At 69.7% G+C, this 23208-nt stretch carries 22 protein-coding genes and 3 tRNA genes; 22 read left to right on the forward strand and 3 right to left on the reverse strand.

The genetic code is table 11. The features are described from left to right. Positions 1-23 precede the first annotated feature (23 nt). Together B140_RS0107680 and B140_RS0107685 are read right to left on the reverse strand one after the other, a co-directional pair. Positions 24-95 (reverse strand) — tRNA-Val (locus B140_RS0107680). A gap of 22 nt (positions 96-117) precedes the next feature. Then, positions 118-190: transfer RNA gene (locus tag B140_RS0107685), tRNA-Gly, on the reverse strand. 375 nt (positions 191-565) lie between these two features. Here B140_RS0107685 and B140_RS0107695 point away from each other — a divergent pair. The 21 genes from B140_RS0107695 (at position 566) to B140_RS0107795 (ending at position 21615) form a co-directional block, all read left to right on the forward strand. Next, positions 566-640 (forward strand) — tRNA-Val (locus B140_RS0107695). A 207-nt stretch (positions 641-847) separates the two neighbouring features. Continuing rightward, positions 848-1399 (forward strand): copper resistance CopC family protein, encoded by a 552-nt coding sequence (locus tag B140_RS0107700; protein ID WP_018118778.1) that lies wholly within the window; start codon positions 848-850, stop codon positions 1397-1399. A gap of 36 nt (positions 1400-1435) precedes the next feature. Continuing rightward, positions 1436-2041, forward strand: a complete 606-nt coding sequence (locus B140_RS0107705) for a copper chaperone PCu(A)C (RefSeq protein WP_018118779.1) — start codon at positions 1436-1438, stop codon at positions 2039-2041. A gap of 15 nt (positions 2042-2056) precedes the next feature. Continuing rightward, positions 2057-3280, forward strand: a complete 1224-nt coding sequence (locus B140_RS0107710) for a Dyp-type peroxidase (RefSeq protein WP_018118780.1) — start codon at positions 2057-2059, stop codon at positions 3278-3280. 218 nt (positions 3281-3498) lie between these two features. Beyond that, positions 3499-5547 (forward strand): threonine--tRNA ligase, encoded by a 2049-nt coding sequence (thrS, locus tag B140_RS0107715; protein ID WP_018118781.1) that lies wholly within the window; start codon positions 3499-3501, stop codon positions 5545-5547. Next, on the forward strand, positions 5519-6109 hold the full coding sequence (locus B140_RS0107720) for an HIT family protein (RefSeq protein ID WP_156801700.1): 591 nt from the start codon (positions 5519-5521) through the stop codon (positions 6107-6109). Before thrS ends, B140_RS0107720 begins: the two co-directional genes overlap by 29 nt. Continuing rightward, complete coding sequence (gene pgsA / locus B140_RS0107725; RefSeq protein WP_018118783.1) at positions 6102-6779, forward strand: phosphatidylinositol phosphate synthase; 678 nt, start codon at positions 6102-6104, stop codon at positions 6777-6779. The genes B140_RS0107720 and pgsA overlap by 8 nt, the downstream gene beginning before the upstream one ends. A gap of 40 nt (positions 6780-6819) precedes the next feature. Next, positions 6820-7728 (forward strand): phosphatidylinositol mannoside acyltransferase, encoded by a 909-nt coding sequence (locus B140_RS0107730; RefSeq protein WP_018118784.1) that lies wholly within the window; start codon positions 6820-6822, stop codon positions 7726-7728. 4 nt (positions 7729-7732) lie between these two features. Beyond that, positions 7733-8836, forward strand: coding sequence for a glycosyltransferase family 4 protein (locus B140_RS0107735; RefSeq protein ID WP_018118785.1), 1104 nt, complete (start codon positions 7733-7735; stop codon positions 8834-8836). Beyond that, positions 8836-9330 carry a LemA family protein gene (locus tag B140_RS12260; protein ID WP_018118786.1) on the forward strand — a complete coding sequence of 165 codons (495 nt, stop codon included), beginning with the start codon at positions 8836-8838 and terminating at the stop codon, positions 9328-9330. The genes B140_RS0107735 and B140_RS12260 overlap by 1 nt, the downstream gene beginning before the upstream one ends. A 98-nt stretch (positions 9331-9428) precedes the next feature. Beyond that, positions 9429-10250 carry an acyl-CoA thioesterase gene (locus B140_RS0107745; RefSeq protein WP_018118787.1) on the forward strand — a complete coding sequence of 274 codons (822 nt, stop codon included), beginning with the start codon at positions 9429-9431 and terminating at the stop codon, positions 10248-10250. 161 nt (positions 10251-10411) lie between these two features. Further along, positions 10412-11164, forward strand: a complete 753-nt coding sequence (locus B140_RS0107750) for a YebC/PmpR family DNA-binding transcriptional regulator (protein WP_018118788.1) — start codon at positions 10412-10414, stop codon at positions 11162-11164. Between the two features lie 193 nt (positions 11165-11357). Next, positions 11358-11897 carry a crossover junction endodeoxyribonuclease RuvC gene (gene ruvC / locus B140_RS0107755; protein ID WP_026166136.1) on the forward strand — a complete coding sequence of 180 codons (540 nt, stop codon included), beginning with the start codon at positions 11358-11360 and terminating at the stop codon, positions 11895-11897. Then, positions 11894-12508: a Holliday junction branch migration protein RuvA gene (gene ruvA / locus B140_RS0107760; protein ID WP_026166137.1), complete on the forward strand. Its 615-nt coding sequence runs from the start codon at positions 11894-11896 to the stop codon at positions 12506-12508. The genes ruvC and ruvA overlap by 4 nt, the downstream gene beginning before the upstream one ends. A 6-nt stretch (positions 12509-12514) precedes the next feature. Beyond that, positions 12515-13591 (forward strand): Holliday junction branch migration DNA helicase RuvB, encoded by a 1077-nt coding sequence (gene ruvB, locus B140_RS0107765; RefSeq protein WP_018118791.1) that lies wholly within the window; start codon positions 12515-12517, stop codon positions 13589-13591. Between the two features lie 8 nt (positions 13592-13599). Continuing rightward, complete coding sequence (gene yajC, locus B140_RS0107770; RefSeq protein WP_018118792.1) at positions 13600-13914, forward strand: preprotein translocase subunit YajC; 315 nt, start codon at positions 13600-13602, stop codon at positions 13912-13914. Between the two features lie 175 nt (positions 13915-14089). Beyond that, complete coding sequence (gene secD, locus B140_RS12265; RefSeq protein WP_018118793.1) at positions 14090-15829, forward strand: protein translocase subunit SecD; 1740 nt, start codon at positions 14090-14092, stop codon at positions 15827-15829. Beyond that, entirely contained in the window at positions 15826-17001 is a 1176-nt protein-coding gene (gene secF, locus B140_RS12270) for a protein translocase subunit SecF (protein WP_018118794.1), read from the forward strand. The genes secD and secF overlap by 4 nt, the downstream gene beginning before the upstream one ends. Positions 17002-17164: 163 nt before the next feature. Next, positions 17165-18763, forward strand: a complete 1599-nt coding sequence (locus tag B140_RS0107785; protein WP_018118795.1) for an ABC transporter substrate-binding protein — start codon at positions 17165-17167, stop codon at positions 18761-18763. Then, positions 18759-19325 carry an adenine phosphoribosyltransferase gene (locus B140_RS0107790; RefSeq protein ID WP_425304663.1) on the forward strand — a complete coding sequence of 189 codons (567 nt, stop codon included), beginning with the start codon at positions 18759-18761 and terminating at the stop codon, positions 19323-19325. Before B140_RS0107785 ends, B140_RS0107790 begins: the two co-directional genes overlap by 5 nt. A 7-nt stretch (positions 19326-19332) precedes the next feature. Then, complete coding sequence (locus B140_RS0107795; RefSeq protein ID WP_026166139.1) at positions 19333-21615, forward strand: RelA/SpoT family protein; 2283 nt, start codon at positions 19333-19335, stop codon at positions 21613-21615. Between the two features lie 66 nt (positions 21616-21681). On the opposite strand, the gene B140_RS0107800 is transcribed toward B140_RS0107795, so the two are convergent. Beyond that, positions 21682-22518, reverse strand: a complete 837-nt coding sequence (locus tag B140_RS0107800) for a peptidylprolyl isomerase (protein ID WP_018118798.1) — start codon at positions 22516-22518, stop codon at positions 21682-21684. 66 nt (positions 22519-22584) lie between these two features. On the opposite strand from B140_RS0107800, the gene B140_RS0107805 reads away from it, so the two are divergent. Then, a complete protein-coding gene (locus tag B140_RS0107805) occupies positions 22585-23208 on the forward strand; it encodes an MBL fold metallo-hydrolase (RefSeq protein WP_018118799.1) in 624 nt (207 codons plus the stop codon).

Raw genomic sequence — 23208 nt, forward strand, 5'->3', positions numbered from 1 at the left:
CCGCATCGAGGATTTCTCCTCTGTGCGCGATACTGGGATCGAACCAGTGACCTCTTCCGTGTCAGGGAAGCGCTCTCCCGCTGAGCTAAACGCGCAGGTAATTAGGGGGATACCCGGAGCGGATGACGAGACTCGAACTCGCGACCCTCACCTTGGCAAGGTGATGCGCTACCAACTGCGCTACATCCGCATCGCACCAACGAGAACCCGTGAGGCTCCGCCGTTGTGCGTTGACAAACTCTATCCTGCCCGGGGTGTGGAGACAAATCGCCTGCTCGGTCGGTGATTGTGCGGGTGGTCCCGCCGCCGAGCTTCGTGGGGAGGCGGCGCGGCGGGGCAGGCGGGCCGCTGCGGCCGGGGGAGTGCCTTACGTCGTGCGTCTTGCGTCTGCGTCCCCTGGGAAGGGAAGGCGTGTTCGTTCTGGGGCCTCGTCGGGGCCGGTCGATGCCTCGTGGTGGGCGCGCACCGACGCTTCTTTGCGGAGAAAAGCGCCCTGACCTGCAAATTAGGAACGTTGGACGGCCGCGTGTTAACTTATTTCTCGCAAGCCACACGGCAGGCACACGGTCCCATGGCTCAGTGGAAGAGCGTTCCGTTCACACCGGAAAGGTCGCTGGTTCGATCCCAGCTGGGACCACCATAGGTACTAAGGCCCCATCGCTAAGCGATGGGGCCTTTCTTGCGCGCGGCGCAACCCCCGTGACGCACGGCACTCGCGCGCCCGGAACTTATCGAGGTCCGCGAACGACTCCTCCATTACGGGACGGTGAGAATGCCTTGCGGCGTCATGGCGCGGGTATTCTTGCTCTCATCCGTCATGAGAAGGCAAGGAAAGCGGAGGTGCAGGGTGGCGGCTCGAATCGCACGCAGGGGCGCGATCGCGCTCTCGTTGGGGATCGCCGGAGGGCTGATCAGCCCCGGGGTGGCCCTGGCGCACGATAGCGTCATCGCGGCCACGCCGGAGGACGGCGGCACCGTGGAGGAGTTTCCCCGCGACATCGTGCTGACCTTCTCCGGCATCCCCCGGGACACCTTTAACACGGTAGCCGTCTCCAATACCTCCTCCGGCGAGGTCCTGTTCTCCCAGGAGCCGAAGCTGGAGGGGCAGGAGGTGAGCGTGGAGGTGCCCCAGGACATTAACCCCGGCCCCGGCGACTACACGGTGGGGTTCCAGATCACCTCCTCGGACGGGCACGCCACCCGTGGCAAGACCACGTTTAGCGTGGCCGGGCAGGCGGCGGGCCAGGAGGCCGAGAAGGACGGGGACGCCGCCGATGGCGCTCAGGATGAGGGTTCCGCCCCGGTCTCCGGTCCGCTGGCGTGGGTCGTCGGCGGGCTGGGGGTGCTGGCCATAGCGGCGGTGGTGGTGCTCGCCGTGGCCAGGAATCGTCGTTTGTGACCCCACACTCTCATTGACTTAAAAGGAGAAGCACTGATGAAGAACCTCAAGATCGCCGCCGGGGCGCTGGCCCTCGTGGCAGGCGTGACCCTGGCCGGATGCTCCAACAGCGAGGGGGACTCCACCGCAACCCAGGCCCCCACGGCCTCCAGCGCCTCGGAGAGTGGCACCTCGGCGGCGTCGGAAAGCGGCATCCGCCTGGATAACGCCGTGGTGCGCGCCAAGGGCGAGGACAACGACATGACCAGTATCTTTGGCACGCTGGTCAACGACACGGACAAGGACATCACCGTGGAGTCCTTCACCACCTCCCTGGGGGAGGCGCAGTACCAGCTCCACGAGGTCGTCGATGGCGTGATGCGGGAAAAGACGGGCGGGTACACCATCCCGGCGCACGACTCGCACGAGCTGAAGCCCGGCGGCGATCACATGATGGTGATGGGGTACGAGCACCCCGTGGCGGCGGGCGACGACCTGACCGTGACGCTGCTCCTGTCCGACGGCTCCGAGGTGGACCTCGACCCGATCCCGGTGCGCACCATCGGCGCAGGGGACGAGAACTACGGCGACCTGGACCAGGGCGAGCAGGGGGATCACGGCGAGCACGATGAGCACGGCGACCACGAGGACCACCAGCACTAAGGAGGCGAGCGGGAGATGAGTTCGGTGAGCCGCAGGGGCTTTCTGTCCGGGCTTTCCCTGTCCGCCGGTGGCCTCGCCCTGGCGGGCTGCGCGGCGGACGCGCGCGACGAGAACCCGGAGGACCGGCGGGAGCAGGCGGACCGCGCCGCGAGCACGGTGGAGTTCGATGGGCCCCACCAGGCCGGCATCGCCACCCCGGAGCAGGCACACCTGAACCTGGTGGCCTTTTCCCTGCACCCGGGGGTGGACCGCCAGGGCCTGCGGCGGCTCATGCGGCTGTGGACGCAGGACGCCCGGGAGCTGTGCGCCGGGCGCACCCCGCGCGGCAGCCTGGAACCGGAACTCACCTCCCGTCCCTCTCGGCTCACCATCACCTGCGGCTGGGGGGAGGGGGCGTTCGACGCCGCGGGCCTGGCGGATCGCCGCCCCGCCTGGCTGGCGCCGATACCGGAGTTCTCGCAGGATCGCCTCGAGGAGCGGTGGGGCCAGTCCGACCTGGTGCTGCAGATCTGCGCGGAGGACCCCTTCACCGTGGCCCACGCGATGCGCAACATGGTGCGCTCGGGGGCGGACTACGCCTCCGTGCGGTGGCTGCAGCAGGGCTTCGTCTCCGCGAACACCGCGCCGGAGCCCGCGCGGGAGGAGACCAAGCGCAACCTCTTTGGGCAAAAGGATGGCACCATCAACCCCCGGGGCGAGGAGGAGCTGTCCGAGCACGTGTGGATCGAGGACGGCCCGCCGTGGGCGCGCGGCGGAACCGCCATGGTGGTGCGCCGCATTCGGATGCACATGGACGAGTGGGAGAAGCTCGACCGGGCCTCGCGCGAGGTGGTGGTGGGCCGCACGCTGGGCAGCGGCGCGCCGCTTTCCGGCGGGGAGGAGCACACCCCGGCGGACTTCTCCGCGCGTGACGCCTATGGGCTCCCGGCCATCGACCCGCACAGCCATATGGCCAGGGCCACGCCCCCGGCGGATCATCCGGAGCAGCGCATCCTGCGCCGCCCCTACAACTGGGACGTGGCCCCGGAGCCGGGCGCGGACGATCTTTCCCACTCCGGCCAGGTGTTCATCTGCTTCCAGAAGGACCCCACGCGCCAGTTCACCCCCATCCAGGAGCGTCTGGACCAGGCGGACCGGCTCAACCAGTGGATCACGCACATCGGCTCCGCCGTGTACTTCGTTCCGCCGGGCACCGGCGGGGAGCGCGGGGGCTTCTGGGGCTCGGGGCTGCTGGACTGACGGGGTACTGGGCCGGGGGAGGAGGCGACGAGGGCACGGCGCGATCCCCGGGCCGGGGGAGGAGGCCTGCCTTGCCTGCTTTGTTTCCCCGGGGGGTAAGCTATTGACCGATTACCGCCCGGTTTTATAAAGAAGGCACGGGGCGGATGCACAAGCAGTGGGGGCGGCCCGGTATGCCGTCGCCCGCGTGAGCGCAAGAAGGAGCGCGAAGAAGGATCATGGTGAACGCTGCGGAAAAGACCACCTTGCTTGTTCCCGCCGGGGTGCCGGTGGGCAAGGCCATGCGGGAGCTGGGGCTGCCCACGAAGGGGCCGGAGGCCATCGTGTGCGCGCAGGACGGGCAGGGCAACCTCCGGGATCTCTCCCACGCCCCGGCGCAGGACGCCGAGTTCGCCCTGGTTCCCGCCTGCAGCGAGGAGGGGCGCTTTGTGATCCGCCACTCCGCTGCCCACGTGCTCGCCCAGGCCGTGCAGATTGAGTTCCCCGGCACTAAGCTCGGCATCGGTCCGGCCATCGAGAACGGCTTCTACTACGACTTCGACGCCGCGGAGCCCTTCACCCCGGAGGACCTGCGCACGCTGGAAAAGCGGATGAAGAAGATCATCAAGTCCGGGCAGCGCTTCGAGCGCCGCGTGTGGGCCTCCCAGGACGAGGCGCGGGAGGCCCTGGCCGCCGAGCCCTACAAGCTGGAGCTGATCGAGGACAAGGGCAACGTGGACCCGGACTCCGACGAGGCGGCGGAGGTCGGCGCGGGCGAGCTGACGGCCTACGACAACGTCAACCCCCGCACCGGCGAGGTGGAGTGGTTCGACCTGTGCCGTGGCCCGCACGTGCCCACCACCAAGTACATCCCGGCCTTTGCCCTCATGCGGACCTCCGCTGCGTACTGGCGGGGGGATCAGAACAACGCGGGCCTGCAGCGCGTCTACGGCACCGCCTGGGAGTCTAAGGAGGCCCTGGACGAGTACCGCACCATGCTGGAGGAGGCCGAGAAGCGCGATCACCGCCGCCTGGGGGCCGAGCTGGACCTGTTTAGCTTCCCGGATGAGATCGGCTCCGGCTTCCCCGTGTTCCACCCGGACGGCGGGATCGTGCGCTTTGCCATGGAGGAGCACTCGCGGCAGCGCCACCTGGCGGCCGGGTATTCCTTTGTGAACACCCCCCACGTGACCAAGGGGGAGCTGTTTAAGAAGTCGGGCCACCTGGACTGGTACTCCGACGGCATGTTCCCGCCCATGCAGCTCGACGCCGAGCACAACGCCGAGGGCGAGGAGACCAAGCCCGGGCAGGACTACTACGTCAAGCCCATGAACTGCCCCATGCACAACCTGATCTTTGCCACCCGGGGCCGCTCCTACCGGGAGCTGCCGCTGCGGCTCTTCGAGTTTGGCACGGTGTACCGCTACGAGAAGTCCGGCGTGGTGCACGGCCTGACCCGCGCCCGTGGCTTTACCCAGGACGACGCCCACATCTACTGCACGGAGGAGCAGCTCGAGCAGGAGCTCACCGACGTGCTGGAGTTCATCATCTCCCTCCTGCGCGACTATGGCCTGGACGACTTCTACCTGGAGCTGTCCACCAAGGACCCGAACAAGTACGTGGGGGACGACGAGGTCTGGGAGCGGGCCACCACCATCCTGAGCGACGTGGCCACCAAGTCCGGCCTGGAACTGGTGCCCGACCCCGCCGGGGCGGCCTTCTACGGGCCGAAGATCTCGGTGCAGGCGCGCGACGCCATCGGGCGCACCTGGCAGATGTCCACCGTGCAGCTCGACTTCAACCTCCCGGAGCGGTTCCAGCTGGAGTACACCGCGCCGGACGGCTCGAAGAAGCGCCCGATCATGATTCACCGCGCGCTGTTCGGCTCCATCGAGCGCTTCTTCGGCGTGCTGCTCGAGCACTACGCCGGCGCCTTTCCCGCCTGGCTGGCCCCGCGCCAGGTGGTGGGCATCCCGGTGGCGGACGAGTTCGTGCCGCACCTTAACGAGGTCGCCAGCGCCCTGCGCGCCCGGGGCATCCGCGCGGAGGTGGACGCCTCGGACGATCGCATGCAAAAGAAGATCCGCAACCACACCACCGGGAAGATCCCCTTCATGCTGCTGGCGGGCGGCCGCGACGTGGAGGCGGGCGCGGTGAGCTTCCGCTTCCTCGACGGCACCCAGATCAACGGCGTGCCGGTGGATGAGGCGGTGGACCTCATCGCGGCGTGGGTGGGGGATCGCATCAACGATCAACCGAATGAGGCTCGCCTTGCCGAGCGACGCTAAGGGAAACGAACAGACCTGGGCCGACGCCGGGGTGGGGCAGCCGGACGGCCTGCAAAGGCTGTGGGCGCCCTACCGCATGAACTACGTGGCCGCCGCGGTGTCCTCCGAGGATCCCTTCGTGGAGGCCCCGCGCCGCGGCGACGAGGAGGCCCTCATCGTGGCGCGCGGCGCGCGCGTGTACTGCCTTTTGAACCTGTTTCCCTACAACGCCGGGCACATGATGGTGGTGCCCTACCGCAAGGTGGCGGAGCTGGAGCAGCTCAGCGCGGAGGAGAGCGCGGAGCTGATGCTCTTTGCCCAGCGCGCCGTGCGCACGCTGAAGAAGGTCTCGCGCCCGCAGGGCATCAACGTGGGCCTCAACCTCGGGCACGGCTCCGGCGGCTCGGTGCGCGATCACCTGCACATGCACGTGGTGCCGAGGTGGTCCGGGGACGCCAACTTTATGACCGTGCTGGCGGGCACCAAGGTGCTCCCGCAGACGCTGCGGGACACTCGCGCGCTGCTGGCCCAGGGGTGGGCCCAGGTGGTCGCGGAGACGACGCAGGAGGATCAGGATGCTTAGCGTCTACGGCAGGCGCCCGGCGGCCGTGGTGGTGGAGCCGGTGGCCTCGGCCCTGCTGAGAACCGGACTTTCCCCCAACGCCGTGACGGTGGCCGGGGCGGCGCTCACCATGGCCGTGGCGGCAGTGCTCATCCCCAGCGGGCACCTGGTGTGGGCGGCGGCGCTCTCCGGGCTCTTTGCCGCCACGGACATGATCGACGGCACCATGGCGCGGCTGCGCGGCGGCGGCACCAAGTACGGCGCCACGCTGGACGCCACGTGCGATCGGATCACCGACGGCGTGCTCTTCGCCTCCATCACCTGGTGGCTGGTGTACACCTACCAGGCCCCCAAGGCCCTCGTGGCGGCCTCGCTGGTGGTCCTGGTGTGCTCCCAGGTGATCTCGTACGTGAAGGCCAGGGGGGAGGCCAGCGGCTTTAGGATGGTCGGCGGGCTCATCGAGCGCCCGGAGCGGCTCATCATCGGGCTGGGCGGCATCGGTCTGCACGGCATGGGCGTGCCCTATGCGGTGGACATCGCGCTGTGGGTCCTGGCGGTAGGGTCGGTGTTCACGGTGGTGCAGCGCCTGCGCATCGCCTCGCGTTCCCCGCTCGCCGGGGAGCTCTCCGCGCCCCCGGCGGGCTCCAAGGAGGCCGCCCGGCGCGCGGGCGGTGCGGGACCGCGGGGCTAGCGCGCAGGTGTTGCAAGGGTTCACGAGGAAAGGGCGTCGCATGGGGCATCGGGATCGTCGAGATCTCAGCACGGTGGGCTACCTGGCGGGGTGGCGCCTGGTGCGTCTGCTGCCCGCCTCGTGGGGCGCGTGGATCTTCGAGCGCGGGGCGGACATCGCCAGCGACAACGGGCGCGGGATGGAGCAGCTACGCCGCAACCTGGCGCGCGTGGTGGGGCCGGAAAACGTCACCAGGAGGCTGGTGCGCGACGCCACCCGCTCCTACGCCCGGTACTGGCTGGAGGCCTTTCGGCTGCCCACGCAGGCGCGGGATCCCCGCCTGGCGCCGCGCCTGCGCCGCAGCGTGCGGGGAGAGGAGCACCTTGCGGCCTCGATGGCCAGGGGCAGGGGGGCGGTGCTGGCCCTGACCCACTCGGGCAACTGGGACATGGCGGGGGTGTACGCGGTGGATGCCTTTGGCTCCGTGGTCTCGGTGGCCGAGCGCCTGCGCCCGGAGGAGGTGTTTGAGGCCTTCGTGGGCTACCGCAGGTTACTGGGCTTTGACATCTTCCCGCTCTCCGGCGGGCGCCCGCCCTTCCCGGAGCTTCGGCGGGAGCTGGAGCGCGGCAAGCTGGTGTGCCTGCTCAGCGAGCGCGACATCAAGAACAAGGGGGTGGAGGTGGAGTTCTTCGGGGAGCCCACCACCATGCCCGTGGGCGCGGTGGAGCTGGCCCGGCACACCGGCGCCGCCCTGCACGCGGTGCACTGCTGGTTCGAGGGCAAGGACGGCTGGGGCTTTTCCATCTCCGAGGAGCTGGAGGTGGGGGAGACCGGCGCCACCATGCAGCGGGTCGCGGAGATCTTCGAGCGCAACATCCGGGAGCACCCGGAGGACTGGCACATGCTCCAACCGCTGTGGCCGAGCGACGCCCGCCTGCGGGAGCGGCGCCGCGCCGAGGAGGGAGCCTGAGCATATGCGCGTTGGCATCGTGTGCCCCTATTCCTTCGACGAGCCCGGCGGCGTCCAGGCCCACATCCTCGACCTCGCCAGGGTGCTGGGCGAGCGCGGCCACGAGGTGCGGGTGCTGGGGCCGGCCACCGGCGGCGCGGACGTGCCGGATTACGTGATGCGCGGGGGCGGCGCGATCCCCATCCCCTATAACGGCTCCGTGGCCCGGCTCGCCTTCGGGCCGCAGGTGGTGCGCAACATCCGCGCCTTCATCCGCGAGGGGAACTTCGACGTGGTGCACATCCACGAGCCCAACTCGCCCAGCTACTCCATGGCGGCCATGTTCTACGCCACCGGCCCGTTGGTGGCCACCTACCACGCCTCCGCCTCGGGATCCCGGCTGCTGAAGCTCTTTTTGCCGCTGCTGCGGCCGTACCTGGAGAAGATCCGCGGTGGGATCGCGGTCTCCGAGATGGCCCGGCGCTGGCAGGTGGAGCAGTTGGGCGGGGACCCGGTGCTCATCCCCAACGGGGTGGACACGGAGGCCTATCGCCGGAACCGGAGGCCCCCGGAGGCCCCCGGGGCGGGCGAGCGCATACCGGAGATCGTGTTCCTGGGCCGGATCGACGAGCCGCGCAAGGGGCTGGACATCCTGCTGCGCGCCCTCGACGGCCTGCCCCACCGGGTGCGCGTGACGGTCATCGGCGGCGGCAAGCCCCGCGCGGTGCCGGGCGTGGACTTCGTGGGCCGGGTCAGCGACGAGGAAAAGGCGAGGATCCTCGGCCGGGCGGACATCTACGTGGCGCCCAACACCGGCGGCGAGAGCTTCGGCATCGTTCTGGTGGAGGCCATGTCCGCGGGGTGCGCGGTGGTGGCCAGTGACCTGGAGGCCTTCGAGGCGGTGTGCGACGCGGGCGGCAGGAAGCCCGCGGGGTTGCTGTTCCGCAACGGCTCCGCCGAGGACCTGCGCGCCAAGCTCGACGCGCTGCTGCGGGATCCGGATCGGCGCGCCCGGCTGGTGGAGGCGGGCCTGGCGCGCGCGCACCGCTACGACTGGTCCACCGTGGCCAGCGACATCTTCGCGGTGTACGAGACGGTGGCGGACGGCACGACCGTGGGGGTGCGCTGATGGGGTGGTGGATAGCCCTGGCGGTGATCGCGACGCTGGTGGTGGCGTGGGCGTACTTCACGGCGCAGCGCCTCAACCGCCTGCACATCCGCACCGATTCCGCGCTGCAGAGCCTCCAGGCCAGCCTGGATCGCCGGGCCAGCCTGGCGGAGGCCCTGGTGCCGGAGGCCGAGGCCGCCGCGCGCGCCATCCTGGCGATGGACTACCCGGTGCACGCCCTGGATCGCCGGGCGCGGGCTGAGGAGAGGCTCGAGGCCATCCTCGCCGGAAGGGCGGTGCCGCGCCAGGTGGTGGACGCCTCCACCCGGGTGGAGCTGGCCCGGCGCTTTTACAACGACGCGGTGACGGACACCCGCGCCCTGCGCACCCGCCCGGCGGTGCGGGTGCTGCGCCTGGGGGGAACGGCCCCGCTGCCGGTGTACTTCGAGCTGCCGTCCGCGCGGGAGGGCCGGGAGAACCGGGCCAACCCGGAGGAGCGACCCGAGGGCGCGTAGGCCCCGGCGCGGGCGCGTGCGTGGGAGGGGCGTGCGTGTCTTTCCCGGGGGAGTGAAACGCGCTACGGTGTAGTGAAAAAAGAGATGAGGAGCACTACATGGAGAGCGTGGAAAGGATCCTGTCCGTCGCCCCCCTCGGCGGCCAGACCTGGGAGGGGATCGCGGCCGGCACGCGGCAAAAGCGCACCTTTGGCGGGCAGGTGGTGGGGCAGAGCCTCGCGGCCGCCGTGGCTGCGGCGGCGGACCTCGGGGAGGATAAGGTGGTGGATTCCCTGCACGGGTACTTCGTCTCCGGGGGCGACGCCGCCCGGGGCATGACCGTGGAGGCGATGCCGGTGCGCCGGGGGCGCAGCTACAGCAACTTCTCGGTGCGGGCCGCGCAGGGGGAGGCCACGCTCTTTGTGGGCAACGTCAGTTTTCGCCGCCCCGGCGATCCCGGCCCTAAGCACAGCGTGCCCATGCCGCAGGTGCCCCCGCCCGAGGGGCTAAGCGACGGGCGCGAGTACCTGCCGCAGAAGAACCTCCTGCTCTTTAGCGAGTGGGAGGACTGGGAGTTCCGCATGGTGGAGAACCACGCGGAGGGCGGCTACGGGCATCAGCGCCTGTGGTTCAGGGCCAGCCGGAGGCTGCCGGACGACCCGGTCTTTCACACCCTGGCGCTGTCCTACATGTCCGACATGACGATCCTGTACGGGGCCATGGCCCCGCACAGGGGGCACCCGGTGCAGATGGCCAGCCTGGATCACGCGGTGTGGTTCCACCGCCCCGCCCGGGTGGATCAGTGGCTGCTCTACGATCAGGTCTCCCCGAGCGCGAGCGAGGGGCGCGCGCTGTGCACCGGGAGGATCTACGCCCAGGACGGGACCCTGGTGGCCACCGTGGCGCAGGAGGGCCTGACCCGCACCCTTAAGGAGCAATAGCAAGGGGAGTGCTCGTGGGCGTGGCGCGTGGGTGCGTATAATCGAGCGAGCTGGAAAACCGTACCCGGAGATGCCGTTAGTTTTCCGCCACGGATGCCTCCCCGCTCGAGCCGCGGGCGGGTCGCAGGCCCGTGGCGGTGCGGCCAGAAAGGACCCGCGAGATGTCAGGACACTCTAAATGGGCAACCACCAAGCACAAGAAGGCCGCCAATGACGCCAAGCGCGGCAAGGAGTTTGCCAAGCTCATCAAGAACATCGAGGTAGCGGCCCGCACCGGCGGCGGCGATCCGGCGGCCAACCCCACGCTGGACGACATGATTAAGAAGGCCAAGAAGGCCTCGGTGCCCAACGACAACATCGAGCGCGCCCGCAAGCGCGGCTCCGGGGAAGAGGCCGGCGGCGCGGACTGGCAGACCATCATGTACGAGGGCTACGGCCCCAACGGCGTGGCCATCCTCATCGAGTGCCTCACCGATAACCGTAACCGCGCGGCCACCGAGGTGCGCACGGCGATGACCAAGAACGGCGGCAACATGGCGGACTCCGGCGCGGTGTCCTACATGTTCAACCGCAAGGGCGTGGTGCAGGTGACCAAGGGCGAGCTGAGCGAGGACGACGTGCTCATGGCCGTGCTGGACGCCGGCGCGGAGGAGGTCAACACCGTGGGCGAGTTCTTCGAGGTGGTCAGCGCGCCGGAGGACATGAAGGCGGTCAAGGAGGCCCTGGTGGAGTCCGAGATCGCGGTGGAGGACGCCGAGCAGGACTTCCGCGCCGACCTGGAGGTGCCCCTGGAGGCGGACGACGCCAAGAAGATCTTCCGGCTCATCGACGCCCTGGAGGATTCCGACGACGTGCAGAACGTGTACACGAACATGAGCCTCTCCCCGGAGGTGCTGGCGGCGCTGGAGGCGTAGCCCCTGGCTAGCCCCTGGCTAGCCCCTGGCGGCGTCGTCCTCGGCGCGCTTCCGACGCGCCCCGCTCGGCCGGAGGATACTCGGCGGGACGGGGCGCGTTTCGCAATTGTGTGCTAAAAATAGAGGGGCGATGGCCCCGAGGCCGGTCCGCGCGAGCGTCGCGCGGCCGTGAGCCGGGGCCGAGGAGGACGGAGTGAACCTAGAGGGAATGCGGGTGATGGGGATCGACCCCGGGCTCACCCGCTGCGGCCTTTCCATGGTGGAGGCGGGCCGGGGGCGCGCCGTCCTGCCGATCGCCGTGGGCGTGGTGCGCACCCCCTCCGGGGCGGAGCTGTCCGAGCGGCTGCTGCGGCTCTCCCGCGCGGTGCGGGAGTGGATGGAGGAGTATCGCCCGGACGTGGTGGCCGTCGAGCGCGTGTTCGAGCGCGGCAACGTCTCCACCGTCATGCACACCGCGCACGCCGTGGGGGTGCTCGTGCTGGCCGCCGCCGAGCGCGGCATTCCGGTACACATGTACACCCCCAGCGAGGTGAAAAAGGCGGTCTCCGGCAACGGCCGCGCGGATAAGCGGCAGATGACCGCCATGATTACCCGCATACTCGGGCTCGGGGAGCCGCCCAAGCCCGCCGACGCCGCCGACGCCCTGGCGCTCGCGGTGTGCCACTGCTGGCGGGCGCCGCTGCTGGAACGCGCCAGGCTGGCGCCCGCCCTATCCCAAGGAGGACTGCGTTGATTGCTTCGTTGCGGGGCACCGTGCTGAGCGTGGAGCTCGGCGGTGCCGTGATCGAGTGCGCGGGGGTGGGGTACTACTTCCACGCCACGCCCGCCACCTTGGCCACGCTGGCACGGGGGGAGGAGGCCACGGTGCTGACCACCCTGGTGGTGCGGGAGGACGCGATGGTGCTGTACGGCTTTGCCGACGCCGCGAGCCGCGAGATGTTCGGCACGCTGCAGGGAGTGTCCGGCCTGGGGCCGCGCCTGGCCCTGGCGGCGGAGTCCGTGCTCGACCCGGCGGAGCTGGCCCAGGCCATCGCGGGCGGGGACACAAAGCGGCTGCAGAAGATCCCCGGCGTGGGCAAGCGCATGGCCGAGCGCATGGTGGTGGAGCTGAAGGAGAAGGTGGCGCAGTTCGCGGGCTCAGGCGCCCCCGAGCAGGCGCAGGCCCCGGCGCAGATCGCGCTTCCGGACGCCACCGGGGATCAGGTGGTGGAGGCCCTGGTGGGCCTGGGCTTTACCGAGAAGCAGGCGCGGCCCGCCGTGGAGCACGTGACGGCGCAGCAGCCGGGCCTGGGCACCGCCGAGGCGCTGCGCGCGGCGCTGGCGCATCTGGGAAGAAAGAAGTAGCCGGGGATGTCCGACATCGAGCGCACGGAGTTCCAGGTGCAGCCCCCCAAGCCCTCCCAGGAGGTCAACCCGCGCCTGAACGCCGGGGAGCAGGACATCGAGAAGAACCTGCGGCCCAAGTCCCTCGGGGAGTTCATCGGGCAGCAGAAGGTGCGCAACCAGTTGTCCCTGGTGCTGCGCGGCGCCAAGAACCGAGGCGTGGTGCCGGATCACGTGCTGCTCTCCGGGCCGCCCGGCCTGGGCAAGACCACGATGGCCATGATCGTGGCCCAGGAGCTGGGCACCTCCCTGCGCATGACCTCCGGGCCCGCCCTGGAGCGGGCCGGGGACCTGGCGGCCATGCTCTCGAACCTGATGGAGGGGGACGTCCTGTTCATCGACGAGATCCACCGCATCGCCCGCCCGGCGGAGGAGATGCTGTACATGGCGATGGAGGACTTCCGCATCGACGTCATCGTGGGCAAGGGGCCCGGCGCCACGTCGATCCCGCTGGACATTCCCCCCTTCACCCTGGTGGGGGCCACCACGAGGTCGGGCATGCTCACCGGGCCGCTGCGGGATCGCTTCGGCTTCACCGCGCAGATGGAGTTCTACGACGTCGCGGACCTCACCAGGGTGGTCGAGCGCGCCGCGCAGATCCTCGACGTGCGGGTGGACGCGGACGCCGCCACGGAGATCGCCTCGCGCTCCCGGGGCACCCCGCGCATCGCCAACAGGCTGCTGCGCAGGGTGCGGGACTTCGCGGAGGTCAACGCGGACGGCTACGTGGACCTCGCCGCCGCCCGGGGCGCCCTGGAGATCTTCGACGTGGACGAGCTGGGCCTGGATCGCCTGGACCGCGCGGTGCTCGGCGCCCTGGTGCGCGGCCACGGCGGGGGGCCGGTGGGCGTGAGCACCCTGGCCATCGCGGTGGGGGAGGAGCCCGCCACCGTGGAGGAGGTGTGCGAGCCGTACCTGGTGCGGGCCGGGCTCGTCGCGCGCACCGGGCGCGGGCGCGTGGCCACCGCCCGGGCCTGGCGCCACCTCGGGCTCGAGCCCCCCGAGGGCACTATCGGTATGTCCACGCCGCCGGTTATGGGATAGTAAGGGGCATGGAACTCATCGTCATCTTGGGCCTGCTCGTCGTCTTTCTCATCCCGCAGATCCTGCTGCTGCGCAAGCAGCGGCGGCGCCAGCAGGAGATCCTGGACACGCAGCGCGCCCTGACCTCGGGGACCCGCGTGGTCACGGCCTCCGGAATGCACGGGACGGTGGTGCGCGTGGAGGGGGACGCCGTGGAGCTGGAGATCGCCCCCGGCGTGGTCACCACCTGGGAACTCATGGCCGTGGTGCGCAACCTGGACGCCGAGGGCCGGGCTGCCGCCGCGGGGGAGCGGGGAGAGCAAGACCACCCGGAGAACCACTAGGTCGCTGCCGTTTCCGAGCCTCTATGCCGTACCATGTTGGCTTGGACTTCCTTGAAGTGCATCGAGAACCGTCTGTCTGCGCGCCGATGACGCGAGCGAACGAGGAGAATACGTAGTGTCAGCACCCAGAACACGGGCTTCGCAGAGGGCCAGGCGCACCTGGCCGCAGAAGGCGATGGGGGGATTCCTCCTCATCGTCCTCGTGGTGTACGCCCTGATCTTCTTTACCGGGGATCGCCACGCCACCCCTAAGTTGGGCATCGATCTTCAGGGAGGCACCCGCGTGACGCTCGTGCCGCAGGGCGCGGAGCCCACCCAGGATCAGCTCGCCCAGGCCCGCACGATTATGGAGAACCGCGTCAACGGCATGGGGGTGACCGGAGCTTCCGTGGTCACGGACGGCAACACCCTGGTGATTACGGTGCCGGGTGAGGATACCTCCCAGGCCCGCGCGCTGGGCCAGACCTCCAAGCTGCTCTTCCGCCCGGTGGCGCAGGGGGGCACCCCCGACCTGGCCGCGTACCCGGACGTGGTGCAGGACATGGCCAACCGGTGGGTGAAGTACGGCGTGCTGAGCAAGGAGGAGGCCACCGCGGCGGTGGACAAGATGGTGGAGGGCGTGAACTCCTCCCTCCCCGAGGGACAGGAGGAGACCAAGGCCCCCGAGATCACCGCCACCGCGCTGCCGGAGCCCGCCAACTCCATCGAGGCCACCGAGCGTCGCCAGGAGCTCACGGAGATGCTGCGCAAGGATCGGCAGTCCGAGGACCCCACCACGCAGCTCGCGGCGAGCACCCTGCTGACCTGCGATGGCTCCATCGACCCCCTGCAGGGCACGGACGATCCGGCCAAGCCGCTGGTGACGTGCGATCCCAGCGCGGCGGGTCCCGCCGGGGTGATCCTGCTGGACCCCGCCCCCGTGCTGGAGGTGCAGGCCGGGGCGGACGGCACCCGGCTGTCCGGCGCGCAGATCGACACCAGCAAGCAGATCTTTGGCGGGTACGACCCTCAGCAGGGGCAGATGGTGATCAACTTCGCCTTTGCCACCGGCGGTGGCTCGGAGACCTGGGCCAAGCTCACCAGGGAGTATGAGAAGAAGCAGGTGGCCATCACCCTGGACTCCCAGGTGATCTCCGCGCCGGTGATCCAGTCGCCCACCCCGGTGGGCGAGGGCACCTCCATCACGGGCAACTTCACCCAGGAGCAGGCCCAGACCCTGGCCAACAACCTGCGCTACGGCGCGCTGCCGCTCTCCTTCGCGGGGGAAAACGGCGAGTCCGGCGGCACCACGGAGACCATCCCCGCCTCGCTTGGCGAGGCCTCGCTGCGGGCCGGGCTGATCGCGGGCGTGGTGGGTATCGCCGCCATCGCCCTCTTCGTGTTCGCCTACTACCGCCTCTATGGGCTGATCTCCCTGTTCACGCTGCTGTGCTCCGGGATCATCGTCTACGGCTCCCTGGTGCTCCTGGGCCGCTGGGTGGACTACTCCCTGGATCTCTCCGGCATCGCGGGCCTCATCATCGGCCTGGGCGCCACCGCCGATTCCTTCGTGGTGATCTACGAGCGCATCAAGGACGAGGTGCGCGAGGGCCACACCTTCCGCTCCGCCACGCACCGGGGCTGGGACCGCGCCAAGCGCACGGTCATCACGGGTAACATGGTGACGCTCATCGGGTCGGTGGTCATCTACTTCCTGGCCGTGGGCGAGGTCAAGGGCTTTGCCTTTACCCTCGGCATGACCACGGTGTTCGACCTGCTCGTCACCTTCCTGATCACCGCCCCCCTCATGCACCTGGCGGCGCGCCGACCCTTCTGGTCCAAGCCCGCCGTCAACGGAATGGGCAAGGTCCTGGCCCTGGGGCAGCAGCGCAACAAGGCCGCCGCGGCGGCGGTCACGACGGAGGAGGAACGATGAGCACCACCCCAGTGCAGAACCCCACGATGAACTTCTTTGACCGTCTCTACACCGGCGAGGGCGGCGTGGACTTCATCAGCCGCTCCCGCCTGTGGTACTGGATCGCCGCGGCCCTGGTGGCCCTAAGCGTGGTGGCCGTGGGCGTGCGCGGCTTCGACATGAGCATCGACTTCGAGGGCGGCACCAAGATGAGCATGCCCGCCGCGGACCTGAGCACCGAGGAGGTGGCCCAGACCTTCGAGGAGGCCACCGGGGTGACCCCGGAGCTCACGCAGGTGGTGGGCTCCGGCTCCTCCGCCACCCTGGAGATCAGCTCCGAGCTGCTGGGGGAGGATCAGATTCAGCGGGCGCGCATGGCGATCTTCGAGGCCTACCAGCCCAAGGATGCCACGGGCACGCCCTCGCCGGACGCGGTGGGAGAGTCCACGGTGTCCGAGTCCTGGGGCTCCACCATCACCAAGCGCATGATCGTCTCCATGATCGTGTTCCTGGTGCTGGCCTTCGTGTACATCGCAGTGCGCCTCAAGCGCGAGATGGCCGCCGCGGCGATGATCGCCCTGCTGGTGGACGCCGTGGTGATCGCGGGCATCTACGCCCTGTTCGGCTTCGAGGTGTCGCCCGCCGCCATCATCGGCCTGCTCACGGTGCTCTCCTTCTCCATCTATGACACGGTGATCGTGTTTGACAAGGTCCGGGAGAACACCGCCGGGATCATGGGCTCGCGCACCCAGACCTACGGGGAGGCGGCCAACGCCGCGGTGAACCAGACGGTCATGCGCTCCATCTCCACCTCGGTGATCTCCGCGCTGCCCATCGTGGCCCTCATGGTGATCGCGGTATGGAAGCTCGGCGTGGGCGACCTGAAGGATCTCGCGCTGATCCAGCTCATCGGCGTGGTCGAGGGCGTGTTCTCGTCTATCTTCCTGGCCACCCCGATCCTGGTGAGCATCGCCAACCGCACCAGGCAGGTGCGCCGCCACAACGAGGAGGTGGCCCGCTACCGGGAGGGCAGGAGCGGCGAGGTCGCCGCCGTGGCCGCCACCCCCGTCGGCGCGGGGCCTAAGGATTCCGAGGAGCCGGCGGCGCGCGGGGCCCGCGTGGTGCGCTCGCCGCACGCCGAGGCGGGCGCGGAGCCGGAGGGCCGGAGCGTGACGTGGAGGCCGCAGGCCTAGGCCCCCTTGGTGCCGTGCCACCAGGTTGCATCGCTATAATCCTGACCTAGATCACCACCACGCCGGTCGCGCGCCAGCACGCGACCGGCGTATCCCGTCCGGGCCCGGGCGCTTGTGCTCGGGGCGGGGCGCGCGGGAAGCGGAGAAAGCAGAGGGCGGAGACATGCGCAGATTCAGGCGGGCGGCGCTGCGCGTCGTGGGCGGCGTGACGGCGGCAACGATGGCGTGGGCGGTGGCCGCCTGCGGGACGCAGCAGGAGGAGGACGTTCCCCAGGCCGCCACCACCGACTACCCCGCCTACCTGCTCAGCGGTCCGCTGCTGACCTCGAACGCGGGAACCACCCTGGGGGCGTCCAGCAACGCGCAGGCGCTGTCCGCGCGCGTGTACCCCGGGGTGTACACCCCGGGACCCGCGGGGCAGATGATCCCCAACACCGACCTGGCCACCGCGCAGGTCCTGCCGGGGGAGAACCGCCAGGTGGTGTACTCCATCGCGGAGGACGCCCGGTTCTCCGACGGGGTGGAGATCACCTGCACGGACTTCCTCCTCGCCTACAAGGCGGGGGACATGGCGGAGCTTTTCGGCTCCTACCTGCCCCTGATGGAGCAGGTGCAGAGCCTGGACTGCACCCCGGGGGCCAAGACCTTCACCGTGGTCTTTGAAAAGAAGATGGGCGGCCGGTGGCGCAGCCTCTTCGGCCCGGGCGAGGTGCTGCCCGCCCATTCCATCGCGCGCAAGGCGGGGATGTCGCAGCAGCAGCTCACCAGCGCGCTGGTGAGCAACGATCGTCCGGCGCTCGCGGACCTGGCGCGGGTGTGGCGCGAGGGGTATAACCTCGACGCCTTCGACCCCGAGCTGCAGGTCTCGGCGGGGCCGTACCGCATCGAGAAGGTGGGGGACAAGGGTGAGGTGGTGCTGGCCCGCAACGACTCCTACTACGGGGACGCCGCCGCCCTGGAGCGCCTCACGGTGTGGCCGGGCAGCGTGGACGGGGAGCGGCTGAGCACCGCCACGAGGATCGCCGTGGCGGACGTCAGCGGCGGCAACAAGCGCTGGATCAAGTCGGCGGAGCGGGATCGCCCCTACGACCTCTACTCCGAGCCGGGCGCGCTCACGGACACCCTGGTCCTGGGCAGCGACGGCGTCTTTGCCACCAAGGAGGCCCGTGGGCAGTTCGCCGCCTGCGTGGATCAGGCGGCGGTGGCGCAGGCCTCCTCGAGCGTGAGCGGCGTGGAGGTGGCGCCCACGGCGGCGCACGTGGTCAGCGCCACGGACCCGATGCGCCACCAGCTCGCGGACATCGCGGACCCGCACCTGGGCGTGGACGTGGGCATCGCGGAGGCGCTGCGCGGCAGCACCGTGCGCATCGGGTACATGGGGCCGGACCAGCGCAAGGCGGAGATGGTGGAGGCCGTGCGGGCCTCCTGTGAGCCCGCCGGGATCACCGTGGTGGACGCCTCCGCCGAGGGGGGAGACATGGCCACCCTTGCGGGCATCGCCGCCCCGGGCATGGACACGATGGACGCCGTGCTGCGGGCGGTGGACCCGGCCGCCGAGTACGGCGCGATGGAGCTGGAGAACACGGAGACGCCCGCGCTGCGCGGTGCGGAGGAGCAGCTCTGGGACGAGGTCACCGCCGTGCCCCTGGCCGCGCAGCCCCGCTCGTTCGCGGTGGACCCGCAGGTGAGTAACGTAAACGTGTACACCGGGCTGGCCGGCATCGGTTGGAACATGGACCGTTGGCAAACGAGTGAGGATTAATACGGTGGGAACAACGCACTTTCCCCAGGCCGTGGCGGCGCTGGAGCGCACCATGCGCTACGTCGAGGACTTCCCCGAGCCCGGCGTGCTCTTTCAGGACCTCACCCCGGCGCTCGCGGACGCGCGTGCCTTCCACGAGATCGTCGCGGCGCTCGCGCAGGCGGCCAGGGAGCTCGGCGCGGAACTCATCGGCGGGCTCGACGCCCGAGGCTTCCTCCTCGGCTCGGCGGTGGCCTACGAGCTGGGCCTGGGCGTGGTGGCGATCAGGAAGAAGGGCAAGCTCCCGCCGCCGGTGGTCAGCGAGGAATACTCCCTGGAATATGGCACCTCCTGCCTGGAGATCCCGGCCGAGGGCATGGACCTCGCCGGGCGCCGGGTGGTGCTGATTGACGACGTCCTGGCCACGGGCGGCACGCTCGCGGCGGCGGCCTTACTGCTCCGGCGCGTGGGCGCCCGCGTGGCGGGCCACGCCGTGGTGCTCGAGGTTCCCGGCCTGGGCGGGCGGGAGCGGCTGGGCGAGACCCCGCTGGTTATTATCCACCCCGAGCAGCGAAGGCCGTGAGGACCCCATGACGCAGGAACGCCCCAACAAGCCCCGCGCCGCGGTAGGAGTGCGCGGCATGTCCGCCCGCCTGGCGCGCAGCCTCACCGGACACCGCACCAAGGTCAACCCGGTGCTGGACCCCCTGCTGAGCATCCACCGGCAGTTTCACCCCAAGGCGGACGGGGAGGTGCTGGACCGCGCCTACGCCACGGCGGAGCGGCTGCACGAGGGGGTGTTCCGCAAGTCGGGGGAGCCCTACATCACCCACCCCCTGGCGGTGGCCACCATCGCCGCGGAGATCGGCATGGACACCACCACCCTGGTGGCGGCGCTGCTGCACGACACGGTGGAGGACACCGACTACGGCCTGGACGACCTCACCCGGGACTTCGGTGAGGAGGTTGCCCGCCTGGTCGATGGGGTGACCAAGCTGGACAAGGTGGCCCTGGGCGCGGCGGCGGAGGCGGAGACGATCCGCAAGATGATCGTGGCGATGTCCCAGGACCCACGCGTGCTGGTGATCAAGGTGGCGGATCGCCTGCACAACATGCGGACCATGCGCTTCCTCCCCCCGGAGAAGCAGGCCAAGAAGGCGCGGCAAACCCTGGACGTCATCGCGCCCCTGGCGCACCGCCTGGGCATGGCGAGCGTGAAGTGGGAACTAGAGGACCTCTCCTTTGCGATCCTGTACCCGAAGAAGTACGACGAGATCGTGCGCCTGGTGGCCGACCGCGCCCCGCAGCGCGACCGCGCCCTGGCGGAGATCAAGGAACAGCTCGAGGACTCCCTGCGGGAGAACAACATCGAGGCCGAGGTGATGGGGCGCCCCAAGCACTACTGGTCCATCTACCAGAAGATGATCGTGCGCGGGCACAGCTTTGACGAGATCTTCGACCTGGTGGGCGTGCGGGTGCTCGTGGATAACGTGCACAACTGCTACGCCGCCATCGGCGTGGTGCACGCCCTCTTTTCCGCCATGCCGGGGCGCTTCAAGGACTACATCTCCGCCCCGCGCTTTGGGGTGTACCAGTCCCTGCACACCACGGTGATGACCAACTCCGGGCGCCCGCTCGAGGTACAGGTGCGCACCCACGAGATGCACTACAACGCCGAGTTCGGCATCGCGGCGCACTGGCGCTACAAGGAGACCAAGGGCTCGCATAAGGGCGATCAGGCCGAGGTGGACCAGATGGCCTGGATGCGTCAGCTCCTAGACTGGCAAAAGGAGGCGGCGGACCCCAACGAGTTCCTGGACTCCCTGCGCTACGACCTCACCGCCAAGCAGATCTTTGCCTTTACCCCCAAGGGCGACGTGGTGAACCTCCCGGTGGATTCCACCCCCATCGACTTTGCCTACGCGGTGCACACGGAGGTGGGCCACCGCTGCATCGGGGCCAAGATCAACGGCAAGCTCGTGGCGCTGGAGACCAAGCTCAGCTCCGGGGACCGCGTGGAGATCTTCACCTCCAAGGATGAAAACGCCGGCCCCTCGCGGGACTGGCAGGACTTTGTGGTCTCCGGGCGGGCCAAGGCCAAGATCCGCCAGTGGTTCAGCAAGGAACGCCGGGAGGAGCACCTGGAGGCCGGGCGCGACGCGCTTGCCGCCGAGGTGCAGCGCGGGGGGCTGCCCCTGCACCGGCTGTTCACCGCGCAGTCGATGAAGACGGTGGCCGCGCAGCTCCACTACCCGGACGTGGACGCCCTCTACACCGCCATCGGCGCGGGCACCATCTCCGCGCAGCAGGTGGCCCACCGCCTCATGGCGATCTTTGGCGACCAGGAGGCCGCCGAGGACGAGCTGGTCAGCCGCACGCCCTTCTCGGAGATCGTCAACGCCAAGCCCACGGCCACGGCGGATAACTCCGGGATCCTGGTGGAGGGCAGCCCGGACGTGATGGCCAAGCTCGCCAAGTGCTGCCAGCCCGTCCCCGGCGACGACATCTTTGGCTTTGTCACCCGGGGCGGCGGGGTATCGGTGCACCGCACGGACTGCACCAACGCGGAGAAGCTGCGCTCGGAGACGCAGCGGCTCATCCAGGTGGCGTGGGCCGGGGAGCAGAAGGGCTCGGTGTTTAGTGCCACGCTGCAGGTGGAGGCCCTGGACCGCGAGGGCCTGCTCATGGACCTCACCAGGGCGATCACGGATCAGAAGCTCTCCGTGGTGGCGATGAACTCGCACGCCTCCGAGGACCACATCGCCACCATCCGCTTTACCTTCGCGGTCTCCGACACCAAGCAGCTAGGCGCGCTGGTGACCACCCTGCGCAACACCGAGGGCGTGTTCGACGTCTACCGCGTGACCAACTAGGAGGGCATGAGAAAGCTCCCCGCCGGTGTGCGGCGGGGAGCGATCGCTGCGGCGCGGGGGATTCGCTTAGGACACCGTGGCGCTGGTGATCCTGACCTCCTCGGTCGGGGCACCGTCGAGGGCCCCGCCCTCGATGCCCTTCTCCGCGATCGCGTCGAGGGTGGCCATGCCCTTATCGTCGATCTCGCCAAAGTAGGTGTAGTTGGGCGGCAGCGGGGAGTCCTCGTAGTTGAGGAAGAACTGCGAGCCGTTGGTGTCCGGCCCGGAGTTGGCCATCGCCAGGGAGCCGCGCGGGTAGACCACCTGCAGCTCCTCACCCTCGGGGGAGTCGGTGGGGTACTCGTTGGCAAAGCTAAAGCCCGGCCCGCCGGTGCCCGTCCCGGAGGGATCGCCGCACTGCAGCACGTAGATGCCCTCGCTGGTCATGCGGTGGCACACCGTGTCGTCGTAGTACTTCTCCTTGGCCATGTGCGCGATGGCGTTGACGGTGCAGGGGGAGACAGAGCGGTCCAGCTTCATGCCGATCTCGCCCTGGTTGGTGTTCAGGGTCACGGTGGCGGTGCCGGTGGCCGGGACGTCCTTCGTCTGCGGCTTGCTTACCTTCTTCGCGGCCTCGCCCGCGTCCGGGTACTCGCAGGTGACGGTGTCGCCAAGCGGGGTCTCGCGGGACATCGCCAGAACCTCGGGCGTGGGCATCTCGTTGCTGGTCTCGCCGCTTCCTTCCGCGGCGGTGTCCCCGCCGTCCCGGGTCGCGGCGTAGACGATGCCACCCACGATGACCAGGATCGCCACGGCGGCCATGAGCACCACCATCAGCGGCTTGGTCTTTTCGGCGCGGTCGCGCCCGCGCAGGGCGCGATCAAGTTGCTGGAGGGCCTCTTGGCCTCGTTGTTCGTTGTTCATCCGGTGTAGTACCTCGGATCTCGCGTCGGGGGTCTGAACTATCTGTCATATTGTAGCGTTGGGTGCATGCAGATCCTCACTCTTACCTGTGGTCCCCTCGACACACACTGCTACCTGGCGCACGACGGCGCCCGGGCCACGGTGATCGATCCCGGCATGGGCGCGGCTAAGCGGGTGCGGCGGGCGGTGGCCGAGGGTTCGCTCACGGTCGATTCCATCGTGCTTACCCACGGCCACATCGACCACATCCGCGACGCCGGGGAGCTCTCCCGCGACTTCGGGGTTCCGGTGCGCGTGCACGCCGAGGACGTGCCCATGCTCGACGGCGGGCCGCTGCTGCGGGAGCTGTTCGACGTCGCCTCGATGGTGCCCATCCGGGACGTCGAGAAGCTGGGGGAGGCCGTGCTGATTGCGGGCAGCGACCACGCGGTGATCCATTCCCCCGGGCATTCGCCCGGCAGCGTCATGCTGGTGGGCGAGCGGGTGTGCTGGAGCGGCGACGTGCTGTTCCGGGGCGGGATCGGCCGCACGGACCTGCCCGGTTCCGACCCCGAGGCGATGCTGGATACCCTGCGCGGGCCGGTGGCGGGCCTGGACGAGGGTCTGCGCGTGCTGCCCGGGCACGGCCCGGAGACCACCGTGCGCCACGAGCGGGCCACCAACCCCTTCCTGCTGCGGGTGGGGCGCTAG

Source organism: Corynebacterium mastitidis DSM 44356 (genome assembly GCF_000375365.1).
GTDB classification, from domain to species: domain Bacteria; phylum Actinomycetota; class Actinomycetes; order Mycobacteriales; family Mycobacteriaceae; genus Corynebacterium; species Corynebacterium mastitidis.